Raw genomic sequence first — 16,698 nt, forward strand, 5'->3', positions numbered from 1 at the left:
TGTGGGTCTTGCCGCGCCGGGCCGCGTTACTCGGTCGGGGCGGGGGCGGTTGTCGAGGTGTCCGTGGCGGGGGCCGGTGTTGCGGGGGCGTCGCAGGCGCCCACAAGCTCTTCGTATTGCAGGGTGATCCAGCCAAGCGCGCGTTCGGGATTGCCGTCCTCGATCTTGCCGGTCATCTGGCTGAACACCCGCGCCGAGCGGCTGTCATCGACGATCGCGATACTTTGGCTCGTGACGACGGTTTCATAGACGAAATAGGCGATGGCCACCAGCAGCACGCCGCGCACCACGCCGAAGAGAAAGCCAAGCCCCTGATCCAGCCCGCCAAGCGCCGAGCGTTGCACGAGCGACGAAAACACCGGCGTGATGAGCGAGGCCGCGATGAGGGCCACGGCAAACACCACCGCGAACGCCCCGATCATCGACAATTCGCAGCTGTCGGCGATGAAATCGCCCACCACAGGCACTTCCTTGACCAGCGGTTCGACCTGCGGGGCGAACATGAAGGCCAGAATGCCCGCGACGATCCAGCCTGCGATGGCCAGCGACTCGCGGACAATGCCGCGCGAATAGGCCAGCAAAGCCGACAAGACGATGACCAGCGCCACGACGCCGTCGATGATGGTGAAACCGTCCATGTATCTTCCGTCCTGTCTTTTGCGGCACTTACCCTGCGCCGAATACCTCACCCACGAAGGCGGTCAGATCACCCATGCGGGTAAGCGCAAGTCCGCCACTGCCGCCGGGTTTTCCCCCGGATGGCAGGATTGCAGACGTGAAACCAAGTTTTCGCGCTTCTTTCAACCTGTTTTCCATCTGACCCACCGGGCGCAGCGCGCCCGAGAGGCTGATTTCACCGAAAATCACCGTTTCTGCGGGCAGGCTGGTATCCTCGCGTGCGCTCAGCAGGGCGGCGGCGACGGCCAGATCGGCGGCGGGTTCGGAAATCTTGATGCCACCCGCGACGTTGAGATAGACATCGAGGCCCGCAAAGGGGATGCCGCAGCGCGCCTCGAGCACGGCGAGGATCATCGCCAGCCGCCCGCCATCCCAGCCCACGACCGCGCGGCGGGGTTGCGAATGCGGGGTGGGGGCCACCAGCGCCTGCATCTCGACCAGCACGGGGCGGGTGCCCTCGATCCCGGCAAAGACCACCGAGCCGGGGGCCGGATCGCCGCGCCCCGACAGGAACAGCTCGGAGGGGTTGGCCACCTCGGCCAGCCCGCCACCCGTCATCTCGAACACCCCGATCTCGTCGGCGGGGCCGAAGCGGTTCTTGACGCTGCGCAGGATGCGGAACTGGTGGCCGCGTTCGCCTTCGAAATAGAGCACCGTGTCGACCATATGCTCGACCACGCGGGGGCCTGCGATCTGGCCTTCCTTTGTGACATGGCCCACCAGCACCACCGACGCGCCCTTGCGCTTGGCGAAGCTGGTCAGCTCATGGGCCGCCGCGCGCACCTGAGACACGCTGCCGGGGGCGCTGTCGACGTGATCGGCCCAGACCGTCTGGATCGAGTCGATGATCACGAGGTCCGGCGCCTCGGCCTCGAGCGTGGTCAGGATGTCGCGCAACGAGGTGGCCGCGGCCAGCTTGACCGGCGCCTCGGCCAGACCCAGCCGCCCCGCCCGCATCCGCACCTGGGCGCTGGCCTCTTCGCCCGAGACATAGATCGTCTTGAGCCCTGCCTGCGCAAAGCGCGCGGCGGCCTGCAAGAGCAGCGTGGATTTGCCGATGCCGGGATCGCCGCCCACAAGGATCGCACTGGCCGGCACCAGCCCGCCCCCCAGAACGCGGTCCAGCTCTCCCAGCCCCGAGACGGTGCGGGGTGGCGGCGCCTCTTCCGACGAAAGATCGCTCAGGGTGATCGGCGTGCCGCGCTTGGCGCCAAGCGACTTCGAGGCCGGGCCGGTGGACAGCGGCGCCTCTTCCGCGATGCAGTTCCATTCGCCGCAGGCATCGCAGCGCCCCGACCACTTGGAAAAGGACGCGCCGCAAGCCGTGCAGGAAAAGGAGGTTGTTTTCGCCATGGATCCGTCATGCCCCAAGGGGCAGGGGCCGTCAAACCCCTATTGCAGCGGCTATTCGGCGGCCTTCTTGGCGATATCCACGATCCTGCCATCGGGACCCACGGTATCCTCGAGCCCCATTTCGGGCAGGATGGCATGCAGCTCGTCGCGCAGGCGGGTCAACTGGCTGACCGCGACGCTTTCCTCCAGCTCGACCTGATGCGCCCAGTGCTTCAATTCGCGGCAGGTCTGTTTGGCCTGCTCGAGCCTTGCATTGAACGCCTCGACCTCTTGCTGGCGTTGGGTCAGGAAGGCGCGGGCGCGCGCCACGCGGTCGTCGGAATAGACCTCGGCCAGCTCGCGGCTGATATGCGACATCTGGGCCGCCACCTCGAGCAGGGCGGGTTCCAGCGCGCCCAGATCTGGATGATCGCGCAGATAGGCGAGCCGTTCGCGCACGGCGTCGAACTCGGAGCTGAGCTGAAACAGTCCTTCGCGGTCGGCGGCATGGGCCATGGCATAGGCGCGGGCCACATCGCGCATCCCGATCTCGAATCGCCGGTGCGAGCTTTCCAGCCGCAGGATGCGCCAGTTGGAGGGCAGGTAGACACAGAGCAGCACCGCCAGCCCGGTGACGGCGATCTGCGCCACGCGCCCGGCCTGATCGTAAGGCGTGCCGCCGATATGGACGGTGAATTCCAGCCAGGGCGCATGGCCCAATGCGGCCAGAACTGTGAGCGTTGCAAGTGTCAGCGCAGCGATGACAAACACGACCATCGCAAGCCGCTGCAGCAGGGTCTGAGTCAAAATGAAAAACGTATGCAACCGATCAAACATGACCTTTCCCCCCAGAAAGACATGCTTTTATCTATAAGCGGGTTTTTGCTGAATGTCGTCAACTTTCGGGCGAGCCTGCGGCTGAACAGGCGGGAATGACGCAGATGTTGCGCTTGCGCCGCGCCCCGCGCGCGACAGCCCGTGTCAGGTGACCCGCGTCGCGCCCGGCCTGTCTGTCCGCCAGCCGATGATGAGCGAGGCGATGACGCAGCCCGAAAAGAGATAAAGCCCCCAGGCCGTCTCGATCCGGGCCAGCCCGATGCCCTTGACCACGGTGATATAGAGCGCGATCAGGAAGATATCCGCCATCGCCAGCTTGCCCATGACCTGCAGCGCCGCCAGCCCCCGGCGCGGCATGCGCCCGAAATGCACGAGCGCCAGACCCAGCGTCTTGACGTAAGGCGCCACCAGCGCAAAGAGCGTGACCACAGCCGCCAGCGCCATATCGGTCTGCCACAGGCTGCGCAGGCCCGACAGGACACTGATTTCCGACAGGCCGAACAGCGGCAGGTCCAGCCCCGCGCGCATCAGGGGGGCGGCCCATGCCACGGGATAGGCGATCAGCAGGGCAAGATTGACGGCTTTGAGCATGAGTCCGGCGCGGGGCTCGGCGCTCACCGGACCGCCGCGATCGGGCCGGTGGCGCGGCCGTGGATGAACTGATCCAGATAGGGATCGCCGCTGTCGTCCATCTCGGATACCGGGCCGGTCCATTTGATCACCCCGTCATGCAGCATCGCCACATTGTCGGCGATGGCCCGCACCGAGGTCATGTCATGGGTGATGGTCATGGCGGTGGCGCCCATCTCGGTCACGATCTCGCGAATGAGGTCGTTGATGACGCCGGACATGATCGGGTCGAGCCCGGTGGTCGGCTCGTCGAAGAAGATGATCTCGGGCTCGGCGCAGATCGCGCGGGCCAGCCCCACGCGCTTTTGCATGCCCCCCGACAGCTCGGCCGGGAACTTGTCGGCCTGTTCGGGCGTCAGCCCCACGCGGCGCAGTTTCTCGATGGCGATCTCGCGGGCCTCGGCCCGTGGCCGCTTGAGCGAGCCGCGCAGCAGGCGGAAGGCCACGTTTTGCCAGACAGGCAGCGAATCGAACAGCGCGCCGCCTTGGAACAGCATCCCGAAGCGCGCAAGGAACGCATCGCGGTCGGCGCGTGTCACGTCCTGACCATCCAGAAGGATCTGCCCGCTGTCATGCCGGATCAGGCCGAGCACGCATTTCAGCGCCACGGATTTGCCGGTGCCCGAGCCGCCGATGATGACCATGGACGTGCCCGACGGAATGGTCAGGTCGACCCCCCGCAACACCTGGTTGGACCCGAAGGCCTTGTGAACGTCCCTAAGCTCGATCATGCGGAAAAGAACAGCTCCGTCAGGATATAGTTGGATGCCAGGATCAGCACCGAGGCCGCGACCACCGCCGCCTTGGTGGCGCGCCCCACGCCTTGGGCGCCGCGGCCCGAATTCATGCCGTAATAGCAGCCCATCAGCGCCACGATGAAGCCGAAGACGGCGCCCTTGATCATGCCCGACACGACATCCCATGTCTCGAGAAAATCCATCGTGTTGTGCAGATAGGTGCCGGCCCCGAAATCGAGCCGCCCCACGCCCACCAGAAACCCGCCCATGATCCCGATCACATCGCCCACACCCACCAGCAGCGGCACCGCCAGGGTGGCGGCCAGAACGCGCGGCAGCGTGAGGTATTTCATCGGGTTGGTCGAGAGCGTGGTGAGCGCATCGATCTGTTCGGTGACTTTCATCGTGCCGATCTCGGCGGCGATGGACGAGGCCACGCGCGCCGCCACCATCAGCCCGCCGAGGACCGGGCCAAGCTCGCGCGTGAGGCCGATCGCCACGATCGAGGGCACCACCGTTTCGGCGTTGAACCGGGCGCCGCCCGCATAGATCTGCAGCGCCAGCGCGCCGCCGGTGAACAGTGCGGTCATGCCCACCACGGGCAGCGACAGCCAGCCGATCTGCACCAGCGCATGGCCGAATTCACGCGCATAAAAGGGCGGGCGCATCAGATGCGTCACCGTCTCAAGCGCAAAGAGCGTGACACGCCCCACAGCGGCCAGCATCGCCAGCACCTGCGCGCCCAGGCGCCCCAGAAGCGAGAGGATCAGCCTCATGCGCCGCCCACATAGCGCCGCGCATAGCGCGCGCCCAGAGAGGTCAGGATTTCATAGCCGATGGTGCCGGCATTGTCGGCCAGATCATCCACCGTTTGCGTCGGCCCCAGAAGCTGCAGGTGCTCGGGATCATGGCCCAGATCGGTGATGTCCACGCCGATCAGGTCCATCGAGATACGCCCCGCAATCGGGCAGGGCACGCCATCGGCCAGCACATGGCTGCGCGGCCCCATGGCGCGGATGATCCCGTCGGCATAGCCCGCGCCGATCGTGGCGATACGGGTGGGGCGCGTGGCGGTGAAGCTGTTGGCATAGCCCACGGTTTCCCCGGGCGTCAGATCGCGGCACTGGATCACCGGGATATCCAGCGTAACCACCGCGCGCGCGCCCTCGAAGGGGCGGCCACCATAAAGCCCGATGCCGGGGCGCGTCAGATCGAAATGATACTCCGGCCCCATCAATATCCCGCCCGTATTGGCCAGGCACAAAGGGGCCGTGACGCCCTCGGTCATCTCGCGGAATGCCTGCAATTGCTGGAGGTTCATCGGATGATCCGGCTCGTCGGCGCAGGCCAGATGGCTCATCACGAGGGTGGGGGACTGGTCAAGCGCCACATCGCGCACCGCCGCCCATTCCGAAGGCTCCATGCCGAGACGGTTCATCCCGCTGTCGAGCTGCACCCCGAACGGATGGCCCGGCAGCGCCTCGGCGTGGCGGATCATCTGATCGACCGAATTGAGCATCGGCACCAGCCCCGCGCCGCCGATCAGCTCGGCATCGCCCGCCATATGCCCGGAAAACACGTTGATCGCCACATCCGGCCCCAGCACCTTGCGCAGGGCGGCGCCTTCCTCGGCCACGGCCACGAAGAAACTCCGCGCGCCCGCCGCGGCCAGAACAGGGGCCACGCGGCCGGCGTCCAGCCCATAGGCGTCAGCCTTGACCACCGCCGCGGTCTGCGATGTGCCAAGCGCGTCAAGCGCGCGCCAGTTGGCGCGGATCGCGTCGAGATCGATCGTGAGGAGTGCTGTGCTCATGCTACCGGGTTTTGACACAGGACGAGGCGGGGTCAAGTGGCAAAGGGGCCACGGGTCGGGCAGGTGCGGCGCGACCCTGGCGGGACGGGCAGGGGGCCAGCCCCCGTCGTTGAAATCCGGATAGGGGATTTCAACGACTCCCCCGGGATATTTCAGGCCAGAAGAAAGCGCCGTGACGATCAGAATTCGCTGTCGCCGCCCTGCTGCCAGGGTTTGACCAGGTTGCCGAAGCGCGTGAACTGGCCCTCGAAGCTGAGCTCGACCGAGCCGATCGGGCCGTGACGCTGCTTGCCGATGATGACCTCGGCCTTGCCATGCAGCCGCTCCATGCGCTCCTGCCAGGCGGCGATTTCATCGAGCCGGTCATCCGAGGGTTTTTCGCGTTCGGCGTAATATTCCTCGCGGAAGACGAACATCACCACATCCGCATCCTGTTCGATCGAGCCGGATTCGCGCAGGTCGCTGAGCTGGGGGCGCTTGTCCTCGCGCGATTCGACCTGGCGCGACAGCTGGCTGAGGGCGATCACGGGGATGTCGAGCTCCTTGGCGATGGCCTTGAGACCCTGGGTGATCTCGCTCACCTCGTTGACGCGGCTGTCCTTGGCCGAGGCCGGGCGCACCAGCTGCAGGTAGTCCACCATCAGCACATCGAGCCCGTGGGTGCGCTTGAGGCGGCGGGCGCGGGCGGCCAGCTGGCTGATCGGCAGGGCGGCGGTGTCGTCGATATAGAGCGGGCAGGATTCCAGCGATTTGGCGGCATCGACGAAGCGGCGGAATTCCTGTTCGGTCATGTCGCCGCGGCGGATCTGTTCGGAGGGCACCTCGGCGGCCTCGGAGAGGATCCGGGCGGCCAGCTGTTCGGCGCTCATCTCGAGGCTGTAAAAGCCCACCACGCCGCCTTCGATCGTGCCTTCGGTGCCGTCGGGACGGATGCCGCGCTTGTAGGCCTTGGCGATGTTGAAGGCGATGTTGGTGGCCAGCGAGGTCTTGCCCATCGAGGGACGCCCGGCGAGAATCAGCAGGTCGGATTTGTGCAGACCGCCCAGCTTGCGGTCCATGTCGATCAGCCCGGTCGAGATGCCCGCCAGCCCGCCATCGCGCTGATAGGCGGCGTTGGCAACATTAACAGCGTCGGTTACCGCCTTGAGAAAGCTTTGAAATCCGCTTTCGGTCTGACCCTGTTCCGACAGCTGGTAGAGCTTCTGTTCGGCCTCGACAATCTGGTCGCGCGGTTCGCTTTCGACATCGGCGCGCGCCGCCTTGCCGGCGATTTCCTGGCCCAAAGCGATCAATTCGCGGCGCACCGCCATGTCATGGATCATCTGCGCGTAGTCGCGCACCGCAAAGGCGCTGATCGCGGCGCCCGCAAGGCGCGCGAGATAAGCCGGGCCGCCCAGTTCCTTGAGCCCTTCGTCATCCTCGAGAAAGGCGCGCAGCGTCACCGGAGAGGCCAGATTGCCCTTGGAGATCCGCGCCACCGCGGTCTCGTAGATGCGCTGATGCACGGGATCGTAGAAATGCTGCGGCTTGATGATCGAGGCAACGCGGTCATAGACCTCGTTATTGGTCAGCAGCGCGCCCAGCAATTGCTGTTCGGCCTCGATCGAATGCGGCATCGTCTCCGCGTCGTCGATCCGGGCGCCTGTGGCGTTGAACCGTGTGACCTCGTTCATGCTCTCCCCCGATTTTGCTGTCCGACGGTCATAAACCCGGTGCGGGCGTGCCGGCAACGTGGAACAAAGCTGTGGATAGCTTGTGGATATCCTGGTGACGCATCATATTGCCGTGTCAGGGGGCTTGGCGTCAATATGTTGTGTGGCGCAGCCAGCGGATCGGCGCCAGCGTGACAGATAGGACGCAGCCGGGCGTTTTTTGCGCCCCGACGCGCGGTCAGCGGCGCATCGCCGCCGCGTGACCTGAGCCGATTCGCCTCAGCGGCGCGCCTCCTGCCAGGCGCGCGGATCGCCCAGGAACGCCTCGACCGCCGACAGGGTCGCCGCATCGAACGCGCCTTGCGCGCGCGCTTCGGCCAGCACATCCCACCATGTGCACAGGTGGTGCAGCGCCACGCCATGATCGGCAAGGGTCTTTTCGGTGTCGGGGAAGATCCCGTAATAGAAGATCACCGCCGTATGCCCGCAGCTTGCACCGGTCTCGCGGATCGCATCCACGAAGCTCAGTTTCGAGCCCCCATCGGTGGTCAGATCCTCGACCAGAAGCACCCGGTCGCCTTCGGTCATCACGCCCTCGATCCGGGCGTTGCGCCCATACCCTTTGGGCTTCTTGCGCACATAGCTCATCGGCAGCGCCATGCGCTCGGCCACCAGCGCGGCAAAGGGAATGCCCGCCGTCTCGCCGCCGGCGATATTGTCGAACGCCTCGAGCCCCGCATCGCGCATCACCGTGACGGTCAGGAAATCCATCAGCGTGGCACGGATGCGCGGATAGGAGATCAGCTTGCGGCAATCGATATAGGTGGGCGAGGGCAGCCCCGAGGCCAGCGTGAACGGCTCGTCGGCGTTGAAATGCACCGCGCCGATTTCCAGCAGCATGCGGGCGGTCAGGCGGGCGATCTCTTCGCGCGGGGGGTAGGCGGTGGGGATCATGCGGGATCTGCTCCTGTTGTCTGCGTCAGTGTCGGGGGCCGTACCCGTGTCTGTATCTGTGTCTGTGCGATGGTTCGCGGCTCAGTCGGCGACCGACCAATGGACGGGAAATCCGGGGTCGAACACCGTGACCGGGCCATCGCCCGTCTCGATCCGCGCCGGAAACGGCGTGGGCGTGGCGGATTTCACCAGCGTGATCGTATCGCTGTTCACCGGCAGGCCGTAAAAGCCCGGCCCATGCCGCGAGGCGAAGCCCTCCAGCCGGTCAAGCGCGCCTTCTTCCTCGAAGACATGCGCCAGAAGCGCCATAGTGTTAGAGGCGGTGAAACAGCCCGCGCAGCCACAGGCGCTTTCTTTCGCGTCATCGGTATGGGGCGCGCTGTCGGTCCCCAGAAAGAACCGCGCATCGCCCGATGTGGCGGCCTCCCGCAGCGCCAGCCGATGCACTTCGCGCTTGGCCACCGGCAGGCAATAGTAATGCGGCTTGATCCCGCCCACGAGGATATGGTTGCGATTGATGATCAGGTGATGCGTGGTGATCGTTGCGCCCAGATCGCACTCCTGCGAACGGACATAGTCGACGCCGTCCCGGGTGGTGATATGCTCCATGATCACGCGCAGACCGGGCGTGGCGCGGCGCAGCGGATCGAGCACGCGGTCGATGAACACCGCCTCGCGATCGAAGATGTCGACCGCAGGATCGGTCACTTCGCCATGCACGCACAAGGGGCAGCCGGCCTCGGCCATGGCCTCGAGCACACCGCGCACCTTGTCGAAATCGCGCACGCCGCTGGTCGAATTGGTGGTGGCCCCGGCGGGATAGAGCTTGACCGCCGTGATCAGCCCTTCGGCATGGGCGCTTACCAGATCGGCGGGATCGGTCTCTTCGGTGAGGTAAAGCGTCATCAGCGGCGTGAAACCCGCCCCCTCGGGCAGGGCCGCAAGGATCCGGTCGCGATAGGCGCGCGCATCGGCGGCGGTCACCACCGGAGGCACCAGATTGGGCATCACGATGGCGCGCGCGAAATGCCGGGTGGTTTCAGGCAGCACGGCGCGCAGCATCGCGCCATCGCGCAGATGCAGGTGCCAGTCATCGGGGCGGGTCAGGGTCAGGGTCTCGCTCATGAGCCGAGGCTTTACACAATCGCGCGGCGCACCGCCAGAGTGCGAATGCGTGACCTGCGCGCGCCCGGCCTTGTGGCGTCAGTCGATCTCGCGCGGCGGCATCGGCAGGCCCCGGGTTTCGGCCGCGGCAAAGGCGTTGCGCATCGCGCGGCGGAATCTCGGCCCCGGTATTTCGCGCATCACCGCCTGGCTCCAGAGCGCAATCAGGTAAAGCCGGTTCTCGCGCTCGAGCCGCGCCAGCACCCGCTTGAGATAGGGCAGATATCCGCGCCGCGCCCGAAACAGCCGCGCCAGGCTCAGCCGGTTCAGCTTGCCGGAACTGGCCTGCGCCAGAATGCGCAAGAGCACATCCATCTCCCAAAGCGCCTGCTCGAGATTGGAGCCCAGGAAACGCACCCGGAACTGCGTGACATTGGCGCGGGTGAACAGTGCCGCATGCATCGCATCAAGCGCGATCTCGGGATCATAGATAACAAAGGCCTGTTCGGCCGCATCCAGCATGTCGGGCGCATATCCATAGCGATCATCAAAGGCCACCCGGCGCATCTCGGCATAGCGGTCGTCCCATTCCGAAATGCGCGGATCAAGCGTGGCCTGCGGGCGCAGCGCCACCACCTTGGCGCCGGGGGCGGCCACCGAAAACGCCGCCGCCGCATAGCCGCAGGCCCCCTCGCCGTAAAAGATCACCGTCTCGAACTCGTCGAAAAACCCGTCATCCACCAGCCGGTCGAAATAGCCATAGACCGTCCGGTCCCGGAACCAGGTCTCGCCATCGCTGAGCAGGCACAGATGCGACCAGCCCAGCGCCCGCACCATGCTCCAGCCCATCGGGTGCTCGCTGCGCGACAGGCCCGCCAATGACTGGCGGCTCTCGAAACTGACCAGCAGGGTGGGTTTCTGCTCAAGGAAAATCGCCGCATGGCGCTGCCCGAGGCGCTCCACATAGCCATCCTCGCCCACCATATCCTCCGCCGCCTCCAGCCAGGGCGACCACTCGAGCCCGGTCAAGGCGGTGTCGAAGGCGTTCGGGCTGTCCTGCATCGGGTCTGATCCTCAAGGGCGCTGGCCGCTGACAACGGCTCTGTTGCCGTCGGGATAGGCTGCAATCTGGGCGAAAGTTTGGAAATTCCAAGGGCTTTGTGGCGTGTCTTTGACCCTTGCCCAAGTGCGGCACCTTGACGTGTCCCCGCCCGCCATGCACTTCATGGCGAAAGTGCATGGGACGGGCGGAGGCGCAGATGAACACACCGGGATCGATCGACGAGGTGCAGGCGATGCTGACCGGTCAGGGCTATGTCTGCGACCGTGCGCTCGGCACGGTGGTGTTCCTGGCGCTCACCCTTGGCCGGCCGCTCTTTCTGGAAGGCGAGGCCGGGGTCGGCAAGACCGAGATCGCCAAGGCCATCGCCGCAGGTCTCGGCCGGCGCCTCATTCGCCTGCAATGCTACGAGGGTCTCGATTCCGCCAGTGCGGTCTATGAATGGAACTTCGCCGAACAGATGATTGCCATCCGTACCGCCGAGGCGATGGGGTTCGAGGGGGCGGGCGCCGACCGCATCGCCCTCAAGGACGAGCTTTTCACCGAAGACTATCTCATCGAACGCCCGCTCCTGCAGGCCATGCGGCCTCAGGATGGCGGCCCGCCGGTGCTGCTCATCGACGAGCTCGACCGCACCGACGAGCCGTTCGAGGCGTTCCTGCTCGAGGCGCTTTCGGATTTTCAGGTCACCATCCCCGAACTGGGCACCATCGCGGCACCCGCCCCGCCGATCGTGATCCTGACCTCCAACCGCACCCGCGAAGTGCATGACGCGCTCAAGCGCCGCTGCCTTTATCACTGGGTCGACTACCCGTCCTTCGACCGCGAGATCGAGATCCTTCAGGCCCGCGCGCCGGAAGCCGCCGAAAGCCTCAGCCGCGAGGTGGTGGCCTTCGTGCAGCGTTTGCGCACCGAGGATCTGTTCAAGAAACCCGGCGTCGCGGAAACCATCGACTGGGCCAAATGCCTGCTCGCGCTCGACGTGATCTCGCTCAGCCCCGAGGTGATCGCCGACACGCTCGGCGCGATCCTGAAATACCAGGACGACATCCAGAAACTCCAGGGTTCCGAAGCCAAGCGCCTGCTGGACGAAGCTCGCGCCAGCCTTGGTCCCGCATGAGGTTTCTTCTGGCCCCAAATATCCCGGGGGTTCGGGGGCTGGCCCCCGATCCGTGGCATGCCTGAATATCCCGCGCTCGATCTGCCGGACAATCCCCGGCTGACGCATAACATCGTCCATTTCACCCGGGCGCTGCGCAAGGCCGGGCTGCCGGTGGGGACGGGGCGGGTGATCGATGCGATCCGCGCGGTCGAGGCGGCGGGCTTCACCTCGAAGACCGATTTCTTCTACACCCTGCGTGCCTGCCTCGTCACGCGGCCCGAACATCGCGCGGTGTTTGCGCAGATCTTCCGCCTTTATTGGCGCGACCCGCGCTACATGGAACATATGATGGCGATGATGCTGCCGGCCATTCGCGGCGTGCAGGAGGATCGCACGGCCCAGGCCGCCGAGAAACGCGCCGCCGAAGCCCTGCTCGACGGGATCGAGCCCGAGATGCCCGCGTCAGAGGACAATGAGGACGACGAGGACACCGTGATCGAGATCGACGCCTCGGCCACGATGTCCGCCGAGGAACGGCTGCGCAGGCTCGATTTCGAACAGATGTCCACCGCCGAGGTGGCCGCCGCCAAGCGCATGCTGGCCCGTCTCAGCCTGCCGGTCAAACCGCTGGCCTCGCGGCGCGGGATGGCCCATGCGCAAGGCACCCGCATCGACGCGCGCCGCACTTTGCGCGCTGCCATGCGCCGCGGCGGCGAGCTGGACCGCATCCACCGGCTCAAGCCGCGTCCGCGCTATCCCAACTTGGTGGTGATTTGCGATATTTCAGGTTCCATGAGCCAATACAGCCGCATGGTTTTGCATTTTCTCCATGCCGTCGCCAATGAAAAGGGGCAGGGCTGGGCCAGGGTCCATGCCTTCACCTTCGGCACGCGGCTCACCAACATCACCCGGCATCTGGCCACCCGCGATGTCGATGCGGCGCTCGCGGCGGCGGGCCAGGAGGCACAGGACTGGGAAGGCGGCACGCGGATCGGCGACTGTCTGCACGCCTTCAACCGCGACTGGTCGCGCCGGGTCATGGGGCAGGGGGCGGTGGTGCTGCTCATCACCGACGGGCTGGATCGCGGCGCCCCCGAGGCGCTGGACAAGGAAATGGAGCGCCTGCATCTGAGCGCCCGGCGGCTGATCTGGCTCAATCCTTTGCTCCGCTGGGAAGGCTTCGCGCCGCGGGCCAGCGGCATCCGTGCGATGCTGCCGCATGTGGATTCGTTCCGCGCGGGCCATTCCATCGCCACGCTCGAAGAGCTGGCCGCCGCCATATCGCGGCCCGATGACGCGGGCGAAAAGGCCCGCCTCATGGCGCAGCTCTCCGATTGATCCTGCCCACCTGAACTTGCCCAGCTGACGCGTCGCTCAATCTGTCCGCGTCCGTATCCGGTACAGGCCCGCAGCGCTGCGCGCCGATGCACGCCGATACGCGGGCATTGACATGGATCATTGCATACATTCAATTTCTGATATATTCGTAAACCAGAATGTGACAACGGTCACGCCATGACGAAAGGAACTCCCATGGTTCTGAACTGGAAATCCGGCGGTGTCCTGCTGGGGCTGGTGTTCTTCGCCGCGGTCCTGCTGGTCAAGCCGATCGGCGTCTCGACGCAATTCGTGATCCTCGATGCGATCATCGCGGACGCGGCCAATCCCGGTCTCATCACCGCCACCGACGAGGGCTTTACCTCGACCAATGCCTATCTCGCCAAATCCGGCGGCGTCTATGCCAAGAACGCGATGAACCCGCTCAATTACAGCTTCGTCTTCGTGCTGGCCATGGCGCTCGGGGCATTCGCCTCGGCGATGGCGCGCGGCGGGGTGGGGCGCGAGGAACGCCGCCTGCCCGCGATCTGGTATGCCAATTACGGTGACACGCCCTGGAAACGCTATGGCATGGCCTTTCTGGGCGGCTTCATCGTGCTCTACGGCGCGCGTCTGGCGGGGGGCTGCACCTCGGGGCACATGATGTCCGGCATGATGCAGACCGCCGTCTCCGGCTATGTCTTCGCCGCCGGCGCCTTTGCGGCTGCGGTGCCCGTCGCCATCATGATGTATCAAAGAGAGGGCTGAGCCATGACATCCATTCTGCTCGCACTTGTGATCGGCGCCGCGTTCGGCGCGGTGCTTGACCGGATCGGCGCCACCAATCCCAACTGGATCGGCAAGATGCTGTCCCTGACCAATCTGCACCTGATGAAGACCATCCTTTTGGCGATCGGCACCGCCTCGGTGCTGATGTTCGCAGGCCAGATGGCGGGGCTTGTCGATGTCGGCCACATGAGCGTCAAGACCGCTTATGCGGGCGTGTTCATCGGCGGGCTGATGCTGGGCGTGGGCTGGGCCGCGTCGGGCTATTGCCCCGGCACTGGCGTCTGTGCCGCGGCCACCGGGCGCAAGGACGCGTGGTTCTTCATCGCGGGCGGCCTCTTGGGCGCTGCGGCCTATATGGTCAGCTACCCGATGTGGAAGGCGGCGGGCCTTCTGGAGGGTGACAAGTTGACACTTGGTGCGATTCCCGGCGCGGATTACCCTGCCTTGACGACCATTTCCGGCGATATTGTCGGGATCGTGATGGGGGCGATGTTCATCGCCGTGGCCTTTGTCCTGCCCGAGCGTCTGCGCGGCGCGGGACAGGCGGTCGCGCCAGCCGAGTGACCCCCAAGGCTTGAGCGCGCGCCCGATGGGCCGCCCTCCCATCCCGGGGGGCGGCCTTTTTCGTTTGTGCCCCACAAGCGCGCATCCCATAGTGCGCCCCAAGGAGGCCCGCGATGACGACCGACCAGAGGACGACCGACAGATTTGACGACATCCCCGAAACCGCCCTCGCGTGGCACCGCGCGGGCAAGGGCGCGGCGCTGGCCACGGTGGTCGAGACATGGGGCAGCGCTCCGCGCCGCGTGGGCAGTCAGCTGGCCATCTCGGGCGCGGGCGAGATCGCAGGCTCGGTCTCGGGCGGCTGCGTCGAAGGCGCCGTGGTGGCCGAGGCTCTGGACGCAATCGAGGCGGGCAAGCCCGTCATGCTGGAATACGGTGTCAGCGACGGCGACGCCTTTGCCGTGGGACTGGCCTGTGGCGGCACAATCCGGGTGCTGGTGGAGCCCATTGGCCCTGTGATGCCGGTGGCACTGCTGGAAGATCTGGTGCTGGCCCGCCAATCCCGTGTGCCGGTGGCCTATGTCACGGGGCTGACCGCCGAGCGGCGGCTCGAAAGGGACGGCCATGCCGAGCGCTTCCGCATGGACCGGTCGGGCTTCGAGGAGGATGGCGCGACCTTCGTGGCCATTCACAACCCGCCCTTGCGCCTGATCATCGTGGGGGCGGTGCATATCGCGCAGGCGCTGGTGCCGATGGCGCGGATCGCGGGCTTCGATCCGCTGCTGATCGATCCGCGCGAAAGTTTCGGCAATGCGGCGCGCTTTCCCGGCGAGACGATCCTCAACGACTGGCCCGACGAGGGCGTGCAGGCCTTCGGTCTCGATGCCCGCACGGCGCTTGTGCTGCTGACCCATGACCCCAAACTTGACGATCCCGCCCTGCAACAGGCGCTTGCATCGGACGTGTTCTATATCGGCGCGCTCGGCTCCACCCGGACCCATGCCAAGCGGGTCGAGCGGTTCCGCGCGGCGGGCTATGACGAGGCCCGGATCGCCCGCATTCATGGCCCCGTGGGGCTTGATATCGGCGCCGCCAGCCCCTCCGAGATCGCCGTCAGCATCCTTGCGCAGATCATCGCGGTGCTGAGGCGCGGGGCATGAAATTCGGCCCCGTCCCCCTGACCGAGGCCGAGGGCGCGATCCTCGCCCATTCGCTCCAACTGCCGTCGGGGCGGCTGCGCAAGGGCGTGGTGCTGCAAGCGGCGCATCTGGACGATCTGCGCGCGGCAGACATCCATGAGGTGACCGTCGCCCGCCTTGGCCCCGACGACATTCACGAGGATGCCGCCGCCGAAACGCTGGCCTCGGCGCTGCTCGACCGCGCCGCGAACATCCACCTGACCCAGCCCTTTACCGGTCGCGTGAACCTGATCGCCGACGCCCCGGGCGTGGTTCTGATCGACGCGGACAGGATCGATGCCGCAAATGCCGTGGACCCGATGATCACCGTGGCCACGGTGCCCCCCCATCACCAGCTGCGGGCAGGCGGCATGGTGGCGACGGTCAAGATCATCTCCTACGGGGTGGAGGGCGCGGCGCTGGCGCGGGCCGCCGATCTGGCGCGGGGCGCGATTCGGCTGGCGGTGCCGGTCCATGCCGATGCCAGCCTGATCCTGACCGAAATTCCCGGCGGGCCGGGCGACAAGGGCGTGGAGGCGGTGGAAAACCGCCTGACCGGGCTGGGCATGCGGCTCTCCGAGACCTTGCGCTGTGCACATGACGAGGCAGCCCTGGCCCAAGCCATTTCCCGCGCCACCGGCGAGATCGTGCTGATCCTCACCGCCTCGGCCACCTCCGACCCGCAAGACACTGCCCCTGAAGCGCTGCGCAGGGCAGGCGGGCAGGTGACCCGCTTCGGCCTGCCGGTCGATCCCGGAAACCTGCTGTTTCTGGGCAGCATCGACAGCCGTCCGGTGATCGGGCTTCCGGGCAGCGCGCGCTCTCCGGTGCTGCATGGCGCCGACTGGGTTCTGGCGCGTGTGGCCTGCGGTCTGCCGGTGGACAGCGCGGTGATCGCGCGCATGGGCGTGGGCGGTCTGCTCAAGGAAATCCCGACCCGGCCCCAGCCACGCCGCGCCCGTGGCACCCCGCCGGACAAGCCCGGCGACGATAGTTGAAAAATTGGGTTCT

17 protein-coding genes are annotated in these 16,698 nt (G+C 66.2%); 6 read left to right on the plus strand and 11 right to left on the minus strand.

Annotated elements, in window-relative coordinates; translation table 11 throughout:
- Positions 1 to 26: 26 nt before the first annotated feature.
- From F3H35_RS14100 to F3H35_RS14150, 11 genes are all read right to left on the minus strand, one after another.
- Complete coding sequence (locus F3H35_RS14100) at positions 27 to 638, minus strand: CvpA family protein (RefSeq protein ID WP_149780188.1); 612 nt, start codon at positions 636 to 638, stop codon at positions 27 to 29.
- A 28-nt stretch (positions 639 to 666) separates the two neighbouring features.
- Positions 667 to 2,031, minus strand: a complete 1,365-nt coding sequence (gene radA, locus F3H35_RS14105; protein WP_149780189.1) for a DNA repair protein RadA — start codon at positions 2,029 to 2,031, stop codon at positions 667 to 669.
- Positions 2,032 to 2,082: 51 nt separating this feature from the next.
- Positions 2,083 to 2,847 carry a DNA repair protein gene (locus F3H35_RS14110; protein WP_149780190.1) on the minus strand — a complete coding sequence of 255 codons (765 nt, stop codon included), beginning with the start codon at positions 2,845 to 2,847 and terminating at the stop codon, positions 2,083 to 2,085.
- 144 nt (positions 2,848 to 2,991) lie between these two features.
- Positions 2,992 to 3,438: a paraquat-inducible protein A gene (locus tag F3H35_RS14115; protein WP_149780191.1), complete on the minus strand. Its 447-nt coding sequence runs from the start codon at positions 3,436 to 3,438 to the stop codon at positions 2,992 to 2,994.
- Positions 3,439 to 3,461: 23 nt separating this feature from the next.
- Positions 3,462 to 4,208: an ABC transporter ATP-binding protein gene (locus F3H35_RS14120; RefSeq protein WP_149780192.1), complete on the minus strand. Its 747-nt coding sequence runs from the start codon at positions 4,206 to 4,208 to the stop codon at positions 3,462 to 3,464.
- A complete protein-coding gene (locus F3H35_RS14125; RefSeq protein ID WP_149780193.1) occupies positions 4,205 to 4,990 on the minus strand; it encodes an MlaE family ABC transporter permease in 786 nt (261 codons plus the stop codon). Before F3H35_RS14125 ends, F3H35_RS14120 begins: the two co-directional genes overlap by 4 nt.
- Positions 4,987 to 6,027 (minus strand): alanine racemase, encoded by a 1,041-nt coding sequence (gene alr / locus F3H35_RS14130; protein ID WP_149780194.1) that lies wholly within the window; start codon positions 6,025 to 6,027, stop codon positions 4,987 to 4,989. Before alr ends, F3H35_RS14125 begins: the two co-directional genes overlap by 4 nt.
- 179 nt (positions 6,028 to 6,206) lie before the next feature.
- Positions 6,207 to 7,700, minus strand: coding sequence for a replicative DNA helicase (locus F3H35_RS14135; RefSeq protein ID WP_149780195.1), 1,494 nt, complete (start codon positions 7,698 to 7,700; stop codon positions 6,207 to 6,209).
- 258 nt (positions 7,701 to 7,958) lie between these two features.
- Positions 7,959 to 8,633, minus strand: a complete 675-nt coding sequence (locus tag F3H35_RS14140) for an orotate phosphoribosyltransferase (RefSeq protein ID WP_149780196.1) — start codon at positions 8,631 to 8,633, stop codon at positions 7,959 to 7,961.
- A gap of 81 nt (positions 8,634 to 8,714) precedes the next feature.
- Positions 8,715 to 9,758, minus strand: coding sequence for a dihydroorotase (pyrC, locus tag F3H35_RS14145; protein WP_149780197.1), 1,044 nt, complete (start codon positions 9,756 to 9,758; stop codon positions 8,715 to 8,717).
- A 78-nt stretch (positions 9,759 to 9,836) separates the two neighbouring features.
- Positions 9,837 to 10,799 (minus strand): phosphoadenosine phosphosulfate reductase, encoded by a 963-nt coding sequence (locus F3H35_RS14150; protein ID WP_149780198.1) that lies wholly within the window; start codon positions 10,797 to 10,799, stop codon positions 9,837 to 9,839.
- 197 nt (positions 10,800 to 10,996) lie between these two features.
- Here F3H35_RS14150 and F3H35_RS14155 point away from each other — a divergent pair, with 197 nt between their 5' ends.
- The 6 genes from F3H35_RS14155 (at position 10,997) to F3H35_RS14180 (ending at position 16,685) form a co-directional block, all read left to right on the plus strand.
- Positions 10,997 to 11,917 carry an AAA family ATPase gene (locus F3H35_RS14155; protein WP_149780199.1) on the plus strand — a complete coding sequence of 307 codons (921 nt, stop codon included), beginning with the start codon at positions 10,997 to 10,999 and terminating at the stop codon, positions 11,915 to 11,917.
- Between the two features lie 57 nt (positions 11,918 to 11,974).
- Positions 11,975 to 13,237: a vWA domain-containing protein gene (locus tag F3H35_RS14160; protein WP_149780200.1), complete on the plus strand. Its 1,263-nt coding sequence runs from the start codon at positions 11,975 to 11,977 to the stop codon at positions 13,235 to 13,237.
- 177 nt (positions 13,238 to 13,414) lie between these two features.
- Positions 13,415 to 13,984 (plus strand): YeeE/YedE thiosulfate transporter family protein, encoded by a 570-nt coding sequence (locus tag F3H35_RS14165; protein ID WP_223228421.1) that lies wholly within the window; start codon positions 13,415 to 13,417, stop codon positions 13,982 to 13,984.
- 3 nt (positions 13,985 to 13,987) lie between these two features.
- Positions 13,988 to 14,569, plus strand: a complete 582-nt coding sequence (locus F3H35_RS14170) for a YeeE/YedE thiosulfate transporter family protein (RefSeq protein WP_149780201.1) — start codon at positions 13,988 to 13,990, stop codon at positions 14,567 to 14,569.
- 113 nt (positions 14,570 to 14,682) lie between these two features.
- The gene (locus F3H35_RS14175) at positions 14,683 to 15,669 is read left to right on the plus strand and encodes an XdhC family protein (protein WP_149780202.1); all 987 of its coding nucleotides are present in this window, start codon (positions 14,683 to 14,685) and stop codon (positions 15,667 to 15,669) included.
- Positions 15,666 to 16,685 carry a molybdopterin-binding protein gene (locus F3H35_RS14180; protein ID WP_149780203.1) on the plus strand — a complete coding sequence of 340 codons (1,020 nt, stop codon included), beginning with the start codon at positions 15,666 to 15,668 and terminating at the stop codon, positions 16,683 to 16,685. Before F3H35_RS14175 ends, F3H35_RS14180 begins: the two co-directional genes overlap by 4 nt.
- Positions 16,686 to 16,698: the final 13 nt, after the last annotated feature.

The organism is Roseovarius litoreus, assembly GCF_900142765.1.
GTDB lineage: Bacteria > Pseudomonadota > Alphaproteobacteria > Rhodobacterales > Rhodobacteraceae > Roseovarius > Roseovarius litoreus.